At 64.8% G+C, this 15,284-nt stretch carries 15 protein-coding genes and 1 riboswitch; of the genes, 3 read left to right on the top strand and 12 right to left on the bottom strand.

All coding sequences use genetic code 11. The annotated features are described in order from the left end of the window. Window positions 1–1,035, bottom strand: coding sequence for a cobalamin biosynthesis protein CobW (cobW, locus tag HYN69_RS05140; RefSeq protein ID WP_108434803.1), 1,035 nt, complete (start codon window positions 1,033–1,035; stop codon window positions 1–3). A gap of 3 nt (window positions 1,036–1,038) precedes the next feature. After that, window positions 1,039–1,395: a DUF1636 family protein gene (locus HYN69_RS05135; RefSeq protein ID WP_108434802.1), complete on the bottom strand. Its 357-nt coding sequence runs from the start codon at window positions 1,393–1,395 to the stop codon at window positions 1,039–1,041. Between the two features lie 99 nt (window positions 1,396–1,494). Continuing rightward, window positions 1,495–1,715, bottom strand: a riboswitch (cobalamin riboswitch). 47 nt (window positions 1,716–1,762) lie between these two features. Between HYN69_RS05135 and cobO the strand changes: the two genes are divergently transcribed. Together cobO and HYN69_RS05120 are read left to right on the top strand one after the other, a co-directional pair. Continuing rightward, on the top strand, window positions 1,763–2,413 hold the full coding sequence (cobO, locus tag HYN69_RS05130) for a cob(I)yrinic acid a,c-diamide adenosyltransferase (RefSeq protein ID WP_108434801.1): 651 nt from the start codon (window positions 1,763–1,765) through the stop codon (window positions 2,411–2,413). Between the two features lie 386 nt (window positions 2,414–2,799). After that, complete coding sequence (locus HYN69_RS05120) at window positions 2,800–4,242, top strand: cobyric acid synthase (protein ID WP_108437043.1); 1,443 nt, start codon at window positions 2,800–2,802, stop codon at window positions 4,240–4,242. Window positions 4,243–4,252: 10 nt separating this feature from the next. Here HYN69_RS05120 and HYN69_RS05115 read toward each other — a convergent pair whose 3' ends face one another. The 4 genes from HYN69_RS05115 to scpA all read right to left on the bottom strand — a co-directional run bounded on the left by HYN69_RS05115 (window position 4,253) and on the right by scpA (window position 8,895). Continuing rightward, entirely contained in the window at window positions 4,253–4,867 is a 615-nt protein-coding gene (locus tag HYN69_RS05115) for a transglutaminase-like cysteine peptidase (RefSeq protein WP_159082366.1), read from the bottom strand. A 308-nt stretch (window positions 4,868–5,175) separates the two neighbouring features. Further along, complete coding sequence (locus HYN69_RS05110; RefSeq protein ID WP_329608630.1) at window positions 5,176–6,150, bottom strand: GGDEF domain-containing protein; 975 nt, start codon at window positions 6,148–6,150, stop codon at window positions 5,176–5,178. Further along, window positions 6,134–6,658 carry a heme NO-binding domain-containing protein gene (locus HYN69_RS05105; protein ID WP_230426489.1) on the bottom strand — a complete coding sequence of 175 codons (525 nt, stop codon included), beginning with the start codon at window positions 6,656–6,658 and terminating at the stop codon, window positions 6,134–6,136. Before HYN69_RS05105 ends, HYN69_RS05110 begins: the two co-directional genes overlap by 17 nt. A 107-nt stretch (window positions 6,659–6,765) precedes the next feature. Beyond that, window positions 6,766–8,895, bottom strand: coding sequence for a methylmalonyl-CoA mutase (gene scpA / locus HYN69_RS05100; RefSeq protein WP_108434798.1), 2,130 nt, complete (start codon window positions 8,893–8,895; stop codon window positions 6,766–6,768). Between the two features lie 81 nt (window positions 8,896–8,976). On the opposite strand from scpA, the gene HYN69_RS05095 reads away from it, so the two are divergent. Next, window positions 8,977–9,420 carry a DUF4174 domain-containing protein gene (locus HYN69_RS05095; protein ID WP_230426488.1) on the top strand — a complete coding sequence of 148 codons (444 nt, stop codon included), beginning with the start codon at window positions 8,977–8,979 and terminating at the stop codon, window positions 9,418–9,420. 144 nt (window positions 9,421–9,564) lie between these two features. On the opposite strand, the gene HYN69_RS05090 is transcribed toward HYN69_RS05095, so the two are convergent. The 6 genes from HYN69_RS05090 to HYN69_RS05065 all read right to left on the bottom strand — a co-directional run bounded on the left by HYN69_RS05090 (window position 9,565) and on the right by HYN69_RS05065 (window position 15,033). Continuing rightward, window positions 9,565–11,568 (bottom strand): acetyl-CoA carboxylase biotin carboxylase subunit, encoded by a 2,004-nt coding sequence (locus HYN69_RS05090; protein ID WP_108434797.1) that lies wholly within the window; start codon window positions 11,566–11,568, stop codon window positions 9,565–9,567. A gap of 198 nt (window positions 11,569–11,766) precedes the next feature. Further along, window positions 11,767–11,994 carry a hypothetical protein gene (locus HYN69_RS05085; RefSeq protein WP_108434796.1) on the bottom strand — a complete coding sequence of 76 codons (228 nt, stop codon included), beginning with the start codon at window positions 11,992–11,994 and terminating at the stop codon, window positions 11,767–11,769. Between the two features lie 190 nt (window positions 11,995–12,184). Further along, window positions 12,185–12,580: a hypothetical protein gene (locus tag HYN69_RS05080; protein WP_108434795.1), complete on the bottom strand. Its 396-nt coding sequence runs from the start codon at window positions 12,578–12,580 to the stop codon at window positions 12,185–12,187. Between the two features lie 138 nt (window positions 12,581–12,718). Beyond that, on the bottom strand, window positions 12,719–12,856 hold the full coding sequence (locus HYN69_RS05075) for a hypothetical protein (RefSeq protein WP_108434794.1): 138 nt from the start codon (window positions 12,854–12,856) through the stop codon (window positions 12,719–12,721). A 214-nt stretch (window positions 12,857–13,070) separates the two neighbouring features. Further along, window positions 13,071–13,499: a DUF6497 family protein gene (locus HYN69_RS05070; protein ID WP_230426487.1), complete on the bottom strand. Its 429-nt coding sequence runs from the start codon at window positions 13,497–13,499 to the stop codon at window positions 13,071–13,073. Between the two features lies 1 nt (window position 13,500). Next, window positions 13,501–15,033 carry an acyl-CoA carboxylase subunit beta gene (locus tag HYN69_RS05065; RefSeq protein WP_108434793.1) on the bottom strand — a complete coding sequence of 511 codons (1,533 nt, stop codon included), beginning with the start codon at window positions 15,031–15,033 and terminating at the stop codon, window positions 13,501–13,503. Window positions 15,034–15,284 lie beyond the last annotated feature (251 nt).

The following is a 15,284-nucleotide window of genomic DNA, read 5'->3' as shown; positions in this document are numbered from 1 at the left end:
TCAGGCCCCCAGCACGGCGCGAATGGCGGCCTCGTCGATGTCGTCATGCTCGGCAATGACAACAAGCTGCCCCTTGCGAGGGGACGCCCCCCAAGGCCGGTCATACTGGTGCCGCACCCGCTCGCCCACCGCCTGCACCAGCATCCGCATCGGCTTGCCGGTCACCGCCACATAGCCCTTCACCCGCAAGATGCCCTGCTCGCGCGCCAAACGCGTGATCGCCGCCACCAGCACCTCCGGATCATCCACTTCCGGCAGGTCGATCACGACCGAGTCAAAATCCTCATGCTCGTGGTCATCCGCCCCGTCATGATGGCTGGGCCGTGCCGCCAGATCATCCTCTGCCTTCGCATTCAGCCCGAGGATCACCCGCGGATCGATAACCCCGTCCGTCATGGCGATGATCGGCATCCGCCGCGGCGCTTCCGCCTCGATCACGGCGCGGGCCGCCGCAACCCCCGCCTCGCCCGCCAGATCGGCCTTGGACAACAGCACGATATCGGCACAGAAAATCTGGTCCTCGAACACCTCCGAAAGCGGCGTCTCGTGGTCGATGCTGTCATCCGCCTCGCGCTGCGCCTGAACCGCCGCTTCATCGGGTGCGAACCGCCCCGCCGCCACCGCCTCGGCATCCGCCAGCGTAATCACCCCGTCCACGGTGATCTTCGACCGGATCGCAGGCCAGTCGAACGCCTTCAACAGCGGCTTCGGCAAAGCCAGCCCCGAGGTCTCGATCAGAATATGGTCCGGCCGCACCGGCAAAGCCATCAGCGCCTCGATCGTCGGAATGAAATCATCCGCCACCGTGCAGCAGATGCAGCCATTCGCCAGCTCGACGATATTCTCGACCGGGCAATTGTCATCGGCGCAGGATTTCAGGATATCGCCATCCACCCCCACCGTGCCGAACTCGTTGACCAGAATGGCCAGACGCTTGCCTTGCGGGTTCATCATCAGATGCCGGATCAGCGTGGTCTTGCCCGCCCCCAGAAAGCCGGTGATCACGGTCACGGGGATTTTCGACAAATCGGTCATGGCTCAGCCCTCCAAAGGCGGAATACGCGCAAGGCTCTGCTTGCGAAAGATCACAGGACGCTCGCGCCAAGGCACGATCCCGTCCGAAGTCGCGGCATAGGCGGCAGCACCCGCCAGCACATCGGCAGCGTCGTCTTGCGTCAGGCGGCCATAGACATAAGACCACTTGCCAGCCCCCGACAAAGCCACCGAACAGCCCTGCGAACAGGCGCTCAGACATTCCACCGGCACGATCCGCACGCCCTCGGGCGCGTCCCCCGCCACCAGCGCGGCATGCAACAATGCCCCCGGCGCCACCGCGCCCTCGGGCACAGGCTCGCCCGCCTTGCAGGTGATACAGACATGCAACGTCGCAGCCATGACCCGTCCATCGCTTTGGGCGCATCGGGGCGACCTGACGAACCGGCACGCGACTACGCGCGACACGAATCGTCGGCTGCGGCACACCCCGTCCGCCCGGTTCCATCCATCGCGCTGGCAGGTCTCCCGGCTTGCGGATACAGGGTTTCCCCAACGCTCCACCCACCTTCCCGCCCCCTTTCGGGAACAGTGGCCACGGGCGGACCTCTCCGGTCACGGTCGCGGGGGCGGCTGCGCTTCGGTCTTGTCCCCTCACGGGTCGCAAAACCTGTCGCATTCCCTTTTCGCCTGCCGTAGGACAGGCACCAGCGCATCTCGCCCCCTCTTGGCAGATGCCCTGCCAGAGTCAAGGACAAGGACCGTCACCATGAGCGATGCCAACGACATCGACCCTGCAGCAGCCCCCGCTCCGGTCGACCCCGACGCCCGCCACGCCGTCAAGATGGCCAAGAAGAAAGCCGCCCGCGACAAGATCATGGCCACGAAGTCCGGCGAAAAGGGCCTGATCATCGTCCACACGGGTGCAGGCAAAGGCAAATCCTCCTCGGGCTTCGGCATGATCCTGCGCTGCATCGCCCATGAAATGCCATCGGCGGTCGTGCAATTCATCAAAGGCGCATGGGACACCGGCGAACGCCGCCTGATCGAAGGCCACTTCCAGCACCTGTGCCAGTTCCACGCCATGGGCGAAGGCTTCACCTGGGAAACCCAAGACCGCGCCCGCGACATCGAAATGGCCCGCAAAGGCTGGGATAAAGCCAAGGAACTGATCCTGAACCCCGAAATCCGCCTCGTCCTGCTGGACGAGATCAACATCGCCCTGCGCTACGACTACCTCGACGCGGGCGAAGTGGTGGGCTTCCTGCGCGACGAAAAGCCACCCCTCACCCATGTCGTCCTGACCGGCCGCAACGCGAAAGAGGAACTCATCGAAGCCGCAGACCTCGTGACCGAGATGACCCTGATCAAACACCCCTTCCGGTCGGGCATCAAAGCGCAAGCAGGCGTGGAGTTCTGACCGAAGCGAGCGGGGGACCAGCCCCCCGCACCCCCCCAAGCCAGCGGGGGCCAGCCCCCCGCACCAAGCCGAAACAGCGGGGGCCAGCCCCCCGCACCCCCGGGATATTTGTGCGAGTATGAAAGCAGCAAGACAGCCGGAATTAAGCCTTTGTTGAGATTCGCCTGCCAGATTGAACAAGCGGTACAGGGAGGGATCCCGATGACCGCCGAGTGTGAAAGCACCGCGCTTCCCCCGCGCAAGCGGCCCGAGGCGCGGTGCCGATCCGCTTTCATGCTCGCGGCAAATATCCTCGCCGAAGGCTCCCGCAGCTTCCGCCGCGCCCCCCCATCAGAACCCGCACCAGATTTTTCGCAGAAAAATCGTGCATGGCCAAAGGTGCCCCCATGCCCGCAATAATGATACAGGGCGCAGGCTCTAACGTCGGCAAATCGCTCCTCGTCGCGGGCCTCTGCCGTGCCGCGAAACTGCGCGGCCTCTCGGTCGCGCCCTTCAAGCCGCAGAACATGTCCAACAATGCCGCCGTGACGGTCGACGGCGGCGAAATCGGGCGCGCGCAAGCCCTGCAAGCCCGCGCCTGTGGCCTCGAGCCGCATACCGACATGAACCCCGTGCTGCTGAAACCCGAATCCGAGACGGGCAGCCAGGTGGTCGTCCAAGGCCGCCGCATCGCCACGGTAAAGGCCCGCGACTACGCCGCGCTCAAACCGCAACTCATGGCCCCCGTCCTCGACAGCTTCCACCGCCTGAAAGCCGCCCATGACCTGATCATCGTCGAAGGCGCAGGCAGTCCGGCCGAGGTGAACCTGCGCGCCGGAGACATCGCCAACATGGGCTTCGCCCGCGCCGCGGACACTCCGGTCATCCTTGTGGGCGACATCGACCGCGGCGGCGTCATCGCCCAGATCGTCGGCACCAAGGCCGTGCTCGACCCCGAAGATGCCGCCATGATCGCGGGTTTCCTCATCAACAAATTCCGCGGCGACGTAACGCTTTTCGACGATGGTTACCGGCTCATCGAAACCCTCACCGCATGGCGGGGCTTCGGCACCGTCCCCTTCTTTCCGCAAGCCTACCGCCTGCCCGCCGAAGATGCGCTCGACATCCCCGCCACCAGCGGCACCGGCGCCTTCCGCATCGCGGTCCCCGTCTTCTCGCGCATCGCCAATTTCGACGACCTCGACCCCCTCGCACAGGAACCGGGCGTCACCCTCGCCATGGTCCGCGCAGGCGAACCCATCCCCCAGTCCGACCTGATCATCCTGCCCGGCTCGAAATCGACCCGCGCCGATCTGGCCTATCTGCGCGCCCAGGGCTGGGACATCGACATCGCGGCGCACCTGCGGCGCGGCGGCCACGTGCTGGGCATCTGCGGCGGCTACCAGATGCTCGGCCAGTCGGTCGACGACCCGCACGGCATTGAAGGCCCCGCAGGCCTGACCCCCGGCCTCGGGCACCTGTCGGTCCAGACCACCATGACCGGCGACAAGCGCCTGACCCGTACCACCGCCCTGCACCTGCCCTCGGGCCTGACGATCGACGGTTACGAAATCCACATCGGCCGCACCACCGGCGCCGATTGTGCCCGCCCCTTCGCCAGCATCGCAGGCACGCCGGACGGCGCAATCTCGGCCAATGGCCGCGTCATGGGCAGCTACCTGCACGGCATGTTCGCCTCTGACAGCTTCCGCGCGGCCTTCCTCGCCGCGCTCGGTGCCGCCCCCTCGACCCATTCGCACGATGAAACAGTCGAGGCGACACTCGACGCCCTCGCCGCCCATCTCGAACGCCATATCGACGTGACAGGCCTTCTGGCACTCGCCCGCTAGGGCAAGCAGCTCAGCTCGACACGCCGGGCAGCATGCCGCCCGCCATCGTGGCAACCCAGCGTGCCGGATTGCGCGGATCCTGCATCCGCAGGAACGTATACCCCGTCTCGTCCCACGGCTTCACCGCACCGCGCAGATTATCAAGCACCAGATCGGCCGTATCGGTCCGCAAAACCAGAACCGCGTGGGAATCGCCTTTTCTGTCGAGCACCGTCGCCAAAAGCAGACGGTCGGGCGACACTCCGGCCTCGATCAGCTTGGCCTTCTTGTACAGCGCGTAATCCTCGCAATCGCCGCCGCGTGCCGTGGGCATCGCCCAGTTTTCGGCCGCATGATACTGCACGAGGTCCGCCACCGGCCTGATCCGGGCATTGGCTGCACGGTTGATCCTGACCGCCATTTCCATCTGATCCGCCCCGAAAGACGCAGCCGACGTGCCCGCAGCGCAGGCCCAGGAATACTTGGCGCACAGGTCCGCCGCTCCACCCGGCGCCGAAACAACCGCCCGCAGCGGCAACAGCCCGGCCGCCCCGCCACCCGACCGGGTCGCATCCAGCGCCAGTGCCGAACTCGCCGCGCAGACGAAGGCAAGGGCCGTTGCAGCAATCGCCTTGACCAGACGCATGACATGCTCCTTTCGGGCGCAAGACGGCATGTCTTGCGCGTCCCGCAGCGAAAGCCACGGACGACGGTGTTTCAGGTGATCGAACCGGTCAGTCTGGCCCGAGGCAGGGCGGCCCTACCGGGCCCAAGGGCAATCCTTTGCGGCAAGGCGCCTGATTTGGCTGCGCTTCGATACAACCGCCGGTCGCCTTCGTCGCGCTCCCATCCGGCAATCCGGTCCAGACCTAGGTCTGGCCCCTGTCGGATAGGCGCGTACGACAGGGCAGGTCCTGCCATCCCAAAGACGGGAAAGCCCGCGCTCCGGACGTATCATCCCTCCTCTTCCTGCGCTTCGGCAAGCACCGCTCGCCCCCGCCCCGCCCGCTTGGCCGCGTAAAGCGCCGCATCCGCCGCAGCCAGCAGGTCATCGGCCCGCGCCCCGCGATGCCGGTCTGACAGCACCAGCCCAAGCGATGCGGCAACACGGCATTGCGCCCCGCCATAGTCGATCGGCTCGGCCATCCGCGCCGTCAACCGCTCGGCCACCGCCTGCAACCGCGCCGCATCGGGAACCGAAGGCAGCAGCAATACGAATTCGTCACCCCCGACCCGCGCCACCGTATCGCCCGCCCGCGTCTCGCTGGCCAGAACCCGCGCCGCCTCGGCCAGCACATGGTCGCCCGCCGCATGGCCCAGCGTGTCGTTCACCGCCTTGAAGTGGTCGAGATCGACATGGATCAGCCCGAAACGCCGCCCGCCCGCAACCAGCCCCTCCAGCGCCGCGCGCAGCGCCCGCAGGTTGCCGATGCCGGTCAGCGCGTCCGACTGCGCCTCGGCCTCGGCCCGCACCCGCGCGCCTTCGATCCGTGCCGCGAGCTGGCGCAGCTCGTCGGTCACCGCAGCCTTGGCCTCGACCAGATAGAGCAACTCGACCGTCAATTCGGTCGGCGCGAAATCGGCCTCGGTCAGGCGGTAGCGGCGCACCGCCTCGACCACGCCGATCCCGAAGGACAGGTTGACCAGCGCGCCCCCCGCACCATCGGGCACCGCCAGCCCGCGCAGCACCGTGCCATCCGCCGCGCGCAGCCGCAGACGGGGCGCGGCCAGCAGGTCCGCGACCCCCGTGGCACCGACCGGAACCTGCACGGCGAAAGCATCAAACAGCCTCTCGGCCCGCCCGATCACCCGCGCCAGCGTCGGCCCAGCCGCCCTGATCCGCCCCGCAGCATCAAGCCACAACAGCATCGGCATCAGGGCCAGCAGCGCGCCGATCTCGACCGCCTCCACCTCAGCCCGCCAGCGCAAAGCGCCGTCCTTCCGCGAAATCGGCCTCGACCAGCCGCAACTCTACCGCATCCGGCAGCGCGGTCAGCACCACCAGCGTGCCGTAATCATCGGCCATCGCCCGCACCAGCCCCGCCACGACAGCGGCGAACCCGTCCAGCCCCGCGCCCACCACCAGCCGCACGCCGCCTTCGACCGGCACGACCGACAGGTCGGGCAGCACAAGATCAGGCACGGCCAGCCGCGCCCTGTCGGGCAAATCCTCCAGCGCAAAGACGAATCCCGCAAAATCCGCCCCGCCAAAGCGCAACAGCCGCCGGATCGCCTCGCAACACGGGTCGGACACCAGCCATGTGCCAAGGTCTTCCAGCAGCGTCTCGCGGTCCAGCCCGCTATGCGCCCCTGCCGCCACCAGCATCCGCGCGGTCAACGCATCGTCATATTGCCCGAACGCCTCGAACCCGCCCGCAGGCGCGCCCGCCTGCCGCGCCACCGCGTTCCAGCCGGCCTCTCCCAGCCGAAGCCGCAAGAAACAGTGCAGCGCCCGATTGCATAGCCCGTGCAAATCCCACCCCCGACCCGTCCGACAGGCCGAGGATGGACGATTCGTCTTAACGTCGCGTTACGCCCGACGCGTTACGAACGGGTCTCGCGGATCAGCGTCATGATGTGCTTGGCGGCTTCCGGAATGTTCGTGCCGGGTCCGAAGATCGCCTTCACCCCGTTGTCGAACAGGAACTGGTAATCCTGCTGCGGAATGACCCCGCCGCAAATCACGAGGATATCCTCCGCCCCCGCAGCCCGCAGTGCGGCCACCAGCTTGGGTGCCAGCGTCTTGTGCCCTGCGGCCTGCGATGAAATCCCGATCACATGCACATCGTTGTCGATGGCATCCTGCGCGGCTTCCTCGGGTGTCTGGAACAGCGGCCCCACATCCACGTCGAACCCGATATCGGCGAAGGCCGTGGCGATCACCTTGGCCCCGCGGTCATGCCCGTCCTGCCCCATCTTGACGACCAGCATCCGCGGACGCCGGCCCTCTTCCTCGGCGAAATTCTCGACATCCTTCTGGATCTGGGCAAAGCCTTGATCGCCCTCGTATGCCGCGCCATAGACGCCTGCCAAAGTCTTGACCTCGGCCCGATGCCGCCCGAACACCTTTTCCATCGCGTCAGAAATCTCCCCGACCGTGGCCCGCGCACGGGCCGCCTCGACTGCCGCCTCCAGCAGGTTCCCCCCGTGCCCTGCCCGCAACTCCACCTCGGCCAATGCCGCCGCAACGCGCGCATCATCGCGCGCTGCCCGCGTGGCGGTCAGCCGCGCGATTTGCGCCTCGCGCACGGCCACGTTGTCGATGTCCAGAATGTCGATCGGGTCCTGCTTATCCAGCTTGTACTTGTTGACCCCCACGATCACCTCGTCACCGCGATCAATCGCCGCCTGCCGCTTGGCCGCCGACTCTTCGATCCGCAGCTTGGGCATGCCGGACGCCACCGCCTTGGTCATGCCCCCCATCGCCTCGACCTCTTCCATCAAGGCCCAGGCCTTTTCGGCCAGTTCGTTGGTCAGGCTTTCGACATAGTAAGACCCCGCCAAGGGATCGATCACCTTGGTGATCCCCGTCTCTTCCTGCAAGATCAACTGCGTGTTGCGCGCAATGCGTGCGGCAAATTCCGTAGGCAAAGCAATGGCTTCGTCCAAAGCGTTGGTATGCAGCGATTGAGTGCCGCCCAGCACGGCCGCCAGCGCCTCATAGGCCGTGCGGACCACGTTGTTATAGGGGTCCTGTTCCTGCAAGCTTACCCCGCTGGTCTGGCAATGGGTCCGCAGCATCAGACTGCCGACCTTCTTGGCACCGAAGCCTTCCATGATCCGGTACCACAGCATCCGCGCGGCTCGCAGCTTGGCTGCCTCCATGAAGAAGTTCATCCCGATGGCGAAAAAGAACGACAAGCGCCCTGCGAAATCATCCACATCCATGCCGCGCTCGATGGCCGCGCGCACATATTCGCGCCCGTCCGCCAGCGTAAAGGCCAGTTCCTGCACAAGGTTCGCGCCCGCCTCCTGCATATGATAGCCGGAAATCGAGATCGAATTGAACTTCGGCATCTCTTTGGCCGTAAATTCGATTATATCCGCGATGATCCGCATGCTCGGTTCGGGCGGATAGATATAGGTGTTCCGCACCATGAACTCTTTGAGGATATCGTTCTGGATCGTCCCCGAAAGCGCCGCGCGGGAAACGCCCTGCTCTTCCCCCGTCACGATGAAATTGGCCAGAATCGGAATGACCGCCCCGTTCATCGTCATGGAAACGCTGATCTTCTCCAAGGGGATGCCGTCGAACAGCACCTTCATATCCTCAACGCTGTCGATGGCCACCCCCGCCTTGCCCACATCGCCCACCACGCGCGGATGGTCGCTGTCATAGCCGCGGTGCGTCGCCAGATCGAAGGCGACCGAAACCCCCTGCTGCCCCGCCGCCAGCGCCTTGCGGTAAAAGGCGTTGCTCTCCTCGGCGGTGGAAAAGCCCGCATATTGCCGGATCGTCCACGGACGCCCCGCATACATCGTGGCCCGCACCCCCCGCGTGAACGGCGCCACGCCGGGAACCTCGTCCAACTGCGGCAGGCCCGCCACGTCGGCGGCTGTGTAAAGCGGTTTGACCGCGATGCCTTCCAGCGTGTCCCAGACCAGCGCATCGGGGCTTTGCCCCTTCAACTCCTTGGCCGCCAGCGCCTGCCATTTCGCCATCTTGTCCGACATGCTTTGTCCGTCCTTCACATCTTGGGCAGGGTCGCCCCGCCTCTCTTGGGTTTCGCGGGCAAGGGGACTATATGCACCCCCATGACCCACCGCATGAAACCGCTTTACGCCTTTGTTCTTTCAGCCTTCGCCGCCACCGCCGCGCTGGCCGGGGACGCCTTCGTCCCCGTCCCCGCCGCACAGGTCGTGATCTCCGAGCTGATGTTCGTCAAACGCCCCGTGGTCATCTTTGCCGACACGCCCAACGACCCCAACTTTACCCGCCAGATGGAGCTGATCGCCCGCGACCCGAAATCGCTGGCCGACCGTGGCGTGGTGGTCATCACCGACACCGACCCCGCCGCGAAAACCGAACTCCGCCAGAAACTCCGCCCGCGCGGCTTCAGCCTCGTGCTCATGGACAAGGACTGGCAGCCCGAAATCCGCAAACCCCTGCCCTGGGACGTACGCGAGATTTCGCACGCCATCGACAAATTCCCGCTCCGCCGGCAGGAAGTGAACGAACGCCCCGCCGCAGGTGGCTGACGCCCCCTCACCCCGACCCTCTCCCCAAGGGGGAGAGGGAGCAACGCCCCCCCTTCATCCCGCAGACAGGCTGCAAGCAAGGCGCGCTTCCCTCTCCCCTTGGGGGAGAGGGTCAGGGTGAGGGGATCACGCAGCCCTGCCACCTCACTCGAACTCCATGATCACATCGTCCACCCGCAGGCTTGCCCCCGCTGACGCGGTGATCTTCTTCACCACGCCGCGCTTCTCGGCCTTCAGGATGTTCTCCATCTTCATCGCCTCGACCGTGGCCAAGGCCTGCCCTTCCTGAACCTCGTCGCCTTCCGCCACGTTGATCGCCACGATCAACCCCGGCATCGGGCACAAAAGGAAGCGTGACGTATCGGGCGGCAACTTCTCGGGCATCAGCAAGGCCAGTTCATGCTGGCGCGGGGTTCGCACATGACATTTCAGATCCGCCCCGCGCAGCCGCACGCGGAACCCGCCCGGTATCTTTGCGACCTTCATGACAAGCGGCGCACCATCGACAACCAGCCGCGCCAGCGCCTGCCCCGGCGTCCAGTCCGACGCCACCCGCAACACCGCCCCGTCGGCAAATCGCACATTCGACCCGTCGCGGTCGGCATCGACCGTCACCGCCAAAGCCTGCCCCTGCACGGCAACGACCCAATCGTCGCCCACCCGCCGCTGGTGGTTGTCCATCGTGCCGGAAATCTTGGTCCGCCGGATTTCCGCCACGCGGTTCATCGCAGCCACAGCCGCCGCCACGCGCCGCAAAGTGGCATCGTCCAGCGTCGCGCCTTGGAACCCTTCGGGATATTCCTCGGCGATGAAGGCGGTCGTGATATTGCCCGACACAAAGCGCGGATGGTCCATCACCGCACCTACGAAGGGCAGGTTATGCCCGATCCCCTCGACCTCGAACGTATCGAGCGCCAGCCGCATCTCCTCGATGGCCTCGCCCCGCGTGGCCCCCCATGTGCACAGCTTCGCGATCATCGGGTCGTAATACATGCTGATCTCGCCGCCCTCGAAGACGCCGGTATCGTTCCGCACGATCCCGCCCCGCTCGGTCACGCCCTCGACCGGCGGGCGATAGCGCGTCAACCGGCCAATCGACGGCAGGAAATTCCGGTACGGGTCTTCGGCATAAAGCCGGCTTTCCATCGCCCAACCGTTGATCTTCAAGTCACTCTGCGCAAAGGGTAAAGCCTGCCCGTCTGCCACGCGGATCATCTGCTCGACCAGATCGACCCCCGTGATCAACTCGGTCACCGGATGTTCCACCTGCAACCGCGTATTCATCTCGAGGAAGTAAAAGTTGCGGTTTCCGTCCACGATGAACTCGACCGTCCCCGCGCTGGTATAGCCCACGGCCTTGGCCAAGGCACAAGCCTGCTCGCCCATCGCGCGGCGCGTCGCCTCGTCCAAGAAAGGCGACGGCGCCTCTTCGATCACCTTCTGGTTCCGCCGCTGGATGCTGCATTCCCGCTCGTGCAGATAGACGCAGTTGCCATGGCTATCGGCCAGCACCTGAATCTCGATATGGCGCGGTTGCGTGACGAACTTCTCGATGAAGATCCGGTCATCCCCGAAACTCGCAGCCGCCTCGTTCTTCGAACTCTGGAACCCCTCGCGCGCCTCGGCATCGTTCCACGCGATCCGCATCCCCTTGCCGCCACCGCCCGCGCTGGCCTTGATCATCACGGGGTATCCGACCTGCCCCGAAATCTTCACCGCCTCGTCGGCATCCGCGATCAGCCCCATGTAACCGGGCACCGTCGAAACCCCTGCCTCTTGGGCGATCTTCTTCGAGGTGATCTTGTCCCCCATCGCCTCGATGGCCGGTGACGGAGGCCCGATGAACACGACCCCCGCCGCCTCCAAAGCCGCCGCAAAGGCGCGGTTCTCCGACAAAAAGCCATACCCCGGATGCACCGCTTGCGCGCCCGTCGCCTTGACCGCTGCCATGATCTTGTCGATCACGATATAGCTCTGCGCCGCCGGAGCCGCCCCGATATGCACCGCCTCGTCCGCCATCTTCACATGCAGGGCGTTGCGGTCGGCGTCCGAATACACCGCCACCGTCTTGATCCCCATCTTTCGGGCGGTCTTGATGACACGGCAGGCGATCTCGCCCCGGTTGGCGATCAATATCTTGTCGAACATGGCTTTTCCCCCCCGCCACGCGGCACGTGCCGCGTGGCAATATTGAACGGACTCCCGCGCGGCACCCGCCGCGTGGCTGAATTGAACGAACGGCTACCGGCGGGCCAGCCCGTGGCGGCAATAGAAAAGGCCATCCGGGGGATCACCCCGAATGGCCCTTGAACGTTACGAATACCCCGCCCGAAGGCAGGGGTCAGATCAGTAGCAAACGCCCGCGTCGTCGGCCAGCGCACCGGCGCCAGCGCCGATTGCCGCCCCCGTAAGGGCGTTCTTGTCAAGGATATCTGCCGCAAGCGCGCCGGTAACGGCACCGATGGCCGCACGACCACCATCACCCGTGCCGCAACGGATGCCGGTCTGGCCGGGCGCGCAGGCGGCAAGGCCAAGGGCCGTGACGGAAAGAAGGGCAAAAGGAAGGATACGCATGGGTTACTGCTCCGCTCTGGGGTTTTTATTGAGGCGCAGTCTACCGCATCGCTGTGCGCTTGAAAGGGAAAAGACGAAACCCGCCAGACTTTGGCATGTATTTCGGCAAAAGAACGCCCACCGGACGCCATAAGCCCCGCCGCAAAGGGAACCGCGCCGCAGGGCGCAAAACCGCTGACGGGGCGCGCGCTCATTCGTCGTTGTCCCAATCTTCGTCGAACTGCACAGGCGGCGCGTCGGGCGAGAACACCTCGGGAAACGCGGCCTCGGCCCGCTTCACGTCGATCCGCAGCAGCGCCTCATAGCTTTCGGGGTCGAACGGGTCTTCCGCAGGCACCACCTCGCGCCCGAACAGCCAGCCCAGACGGCCCGCGTCCAGATTGCCGCGCTCGAACGGCTCTTCGCCGAAATGCGCCCAGAGTGCCGCCAGAAAGCCCTGATCGGCCATCCGGTCCGCGTGCTTGCGGTCCTTGTACCGCTCGCGCCGGACGATCTTGGTCGGTCCGTCCTTCTTGTTGGCGCGACGGATAACGAATTGGAAATCACTTCCGGGAAGACGGCCCGGAAATCCGCGATGCTTCAACATGTCATGCCCCTTGCTCTGCCAAGGGTGGCGTGATGCATGAAGCGCGCGCCAGCGTCAAACGAAACGCCTACGGACAGGACGCCAGACAGAATAAGGGCGGGCCGGGGGCACGCGCCCCCTTTGGCCCGCCCCAGTCGATTACTTGTATTTGCCGGTATAGGTCGGCTCGGTCGAAACCGCAGCCTCGTCAACATACACGACTTCTTCTTTCTTCGCGGCGCAGCCTGCAACAAATGCAACCATGACCAGTGCGAAAACCACTTTGCTCTTCGACATCCTCTACTCCTATTTTCTTGGAGGGTCGTGACACCGGAAAATCCCGCTGCCCGCCCCCATTGCGAGGTATAGGCCGCTTGGGTACGACCTGAGGGCACCTTAGCGGAATTGATCCGCAAATGACACGCCAGATCGCCCAAGTTCATGGCCTGTGGCACAGCTACATCAGCAAGGCCATGACCGGCAACGGAAAACAAAGCGAAGCGGGACGGCATCAGAACATCTCCCACAGGCATTTTCCGTCCTCGATCCGGTAGGATTCGAAGAACTGCACCGCATCGGGGGCCGAGTCTCCGAATGGCAAGGCGCGGTCGGAAAGCGAGATCACCACCTGCTCGGACTGCGGCCCGAACTCGGTCAGCCGCGGCACGGCAAAGGCCTCGCACAGGTGGATCATGTCCGCTTCCGCCGTGTCGAAATCCACCCCGGCGGCAATCGCGGGCGCCACAAAGCGGAACCGCGTCGTCATCCCGTCCGGCCCCGGCACGTTCCAGATCACATCCTGCAAGGTCACCGCCTGCCCGCTCGGCACCGGAACCGCAGCCCCCATGCCGTCCACCACCTGCGGCCCCTCCTGCCCATAGGCCATCCCCGCGCAAAGCGCGGCAGGCAGCAGCGAGGAAGGGAACGCGCGTTGCATCATATCACAGCGGAATGTTGTCGTGCTTCTTCCACGGGTTCGCCTGCTTCTTGGTCCGCAGGCTGGCGAAAGCCCGCGCCACTCGGCGGCGGGTGGAATGGGGCATGATCACCTCGTCGATAAAGCCTTTTTCCGCCGCGACAAAGGGGTTGGCGAAACGGTCCTCGTAATCCTTGACCCGTGCCGCGATCTTCTCCTTGTCGCCCAATTCGCTGCGATACAGGATCTCGACCGCCCCCTTGGCCCCCATCACGGCAACCTCGGCAGTCGGCCACGCATAGTTGAAATCGCCGCGCAGATGCTTGGACGACATCACCACGTAAGCCCCGCCATAGGTCTTGCGCGTCAGCACCGTCACCTTGGGCACCGTCGCCTCGGCATAGGCAAACAAAAGCTTCGCCCCGTGCTTGATCACCCCGCCATATTCCTGCGTCACACCGGGCAGGAAGCCCGGCACGTCGACCAGCGTCAGGATCGGAATCTCGAACGCATCGCAAAACCGCACGAAGCGCGCGGCCTTGCGCGACGAGTCGATATCCAGACACCCCGCCAGAACCATCGGCTGATTGGCGACAACACCGACCGACTGCCCCTCGAGCCTTATGAAGCCCGTGATGATATTGGCCGCATAATCCTTCTGGATCTCGAAGAAATCGCCCTCGTCGGCGATCTTCAGGATCAGTTCCTTCATGTCGTAAGGCTGGTTCGGATTGTCCGGCACCAGCGTATCAAGCGACATCTCCACCCGCGCCGGATCGTCAAAGAACGGCCGCACCGGCGCCTTCTCGCGGTTGTTGAGCGGCAGAAAGTCGATCAACCGCCGCGTCTCGGCCAGCGCCTCGACATCATTCTCGAACGCCCCGTCCGCCACAGACGACTTTTTGGTATGGGTCGCAGCCCCGCCCAGTTCTTCCGCCGTGACCTGCTCGTTGGTGACGGTCTTCACCACATCCGGCCCGGTGACGAACATGTAAGACGAATCCTTCACCATGAAGATAAAGTCCGTCATCGCAGGGCTGTAAACCGCCCCGCCGGCACAAGGCCCCATGATCAGCGAAATCTGCGGCACCACGCCAGATGCCAGCACGTTGCGCTGGAACACCTCGCCATAAGCCGCAAGCGAGCTGACCCCTTCCTGAATCCGCGCACCGCCTGAATCGTTGATCCCGATCACCGGCGCGCCGTTCTGGATCGCCATATCCATGATCTTGCAGATCTTCGCGCCATGCGTCTCCGAAACCGACCCGCCCAGCACGGTGAAATCCTGCGCAAAGACATAGACCATGCGCCCGTTGACCGTGCCCCAGCCCGTCACCACGCCATCGCCCGGAGTCTTCGTCTGCTCCATCCCGAAATCCGTGCAACGATGCTGCACGAACATGTCGAATTCCTCGAAACTGCCCTCGTCCAGCAGCAATTCGATCCGTTCCCGCGCGGTCAGCTTGCCCTTGGCGTGCTGGGCTGCCACCCGCTTCTCGCCGCCCCCCGCCCGCGCCACGGCGCGGCGGTCTTCCAGCTCTTGCAAGATATCTTTCATGGCCAGATTCCCCCCGATTTCAGCGGACCATAGCGAAGCAATGCTGCGCCGCAAAACGGAACCTCGCAAATTTGCAAATATTTGTCAGAGCCGACAACGCGAAACGCAAATCTGCAAACTCCTCGCCTTTTCCACCACCCGCGACTAGAACAGCCCCCCGACGACCCCGTCATTTTCTGTCTGAAAATATCCTCGGGTGGGTCCGGGAGGGCAGACAGCCCTCCCGGCCTTTCCGCAAGACCACCGGCCAA

The organism is Gemmobacter aquarius, assembly GCF_003060865.1.
Taxonomy (GTDB): Bacteria; Pseudomonadota; Alphaproteobacteria; order Rhodobacterales; family Rhodobacteraceae; genus Paragemmobacter; species Paragemmobacter aquarius.
This window is presented reverse-complemented; position numbering and strand designations above follow the sequence as displayed.

What these genes read in the sequence shown, in the direction of transcription:
- HYN69_RS05120 (WP_108437043.1), top strand. Translation starts at nt 2,800, where the DNA reads ATGCCCGCAATAATGATACAGGGCGCAGGCTCTAACGTCGGCAAATCG.
- HYN69_RS05065 (WP_108434793.1), bottom strand. Translation starts at nt 15,033, where the DNA reads ATGAAAGATATCTTGCAAGAGCTGGAAGACCGCCGCGCCGTGGCGCGG.
- scpA (WP_108434798.1), bottom strand. Translation starts at nt 8,895, where the DNA reads ATGTCGGACAAGATGGCGAAATGGCAGGCGCTGGCGGCCAAGGAGTTG.
- HYN69_RS05090 (WP_108434797.1), bottom strand. Translation starts at nt 11,568, where the DNA reads ATGTTCGACAAGATATTGATCGCCAACCGGGGCGAGATCGCCTGCCGT.
- HYN69_RS05070 (WP_230426487.1), bottom strand. Translation starts at nt 13,499, where the DNA reads ATGATGCAACGCGCGTTCCCTTCCTCGCTGCTGCCTGCCGCGCTTTGC.
- HYN69_RS05135 (WP_108434802.1), bottom strand. Translation starts at nt 1,395, where the DNA reads ATGGCTGCGACGTTGCATGTCTGTATCACCTGCAAGGCGGGCGAGCCT.
- HYN69_RS05075 (WP_108434794.1), bottom strand. Translation starts at nt 12,856, where the DNA reads ATGTCGAAGAGCAAAGTGGTTTTCGCACTGGTCATGGTTGCATTTGTT.
- HYN69_RS05085 (WP_108434796.1), bottom strand. Translation starts at nt 11,994, where the DNA reads ATGCGTATCCTTCCTTTTGCCCTTCTTTCCGTCACGGCCCTTGGCCTT.
- HYN69_RS05115 (WP_159082366.1), bottom strand. Translation starts at nt 4,867, where the DNA reads ATGCGTCTGGTCAAGGCGATTGCTGCAACGGCCCTTGCCTTCGTCTGC.
- cobW (WP_108434803.1), bottom strand. Translation starts at nt 1,035, where the DNA reads ATGACCGATTTGTCGAAAATCCCCGTGACCGTGATCACCGGCTTTCTG.
- HYN69_RS05095 (WP_230426488.1), top strand. Translation starts at nt 8,977, where the DNA reads ATGACCCACCGCATGAAACCGCTTTACGCCTTTGTTCTTTCAGCCTTC.
- HYN69_RS05080 (WP_108434795.1), bottom strand. Translation starts at nt 12,580, where the DNA reads ATGTTGAAGCATCGCGGATTTCCGGGCCGTCTTCCCGGAAGTGATTTC.
- cobO (WP_108434801.1), top strand. Translation starts at nt 1,763, where the DNA reads ATGAGCGATGCCAACGACATCGACCCTGCAGCAGCCCCCGCTCCGGTC.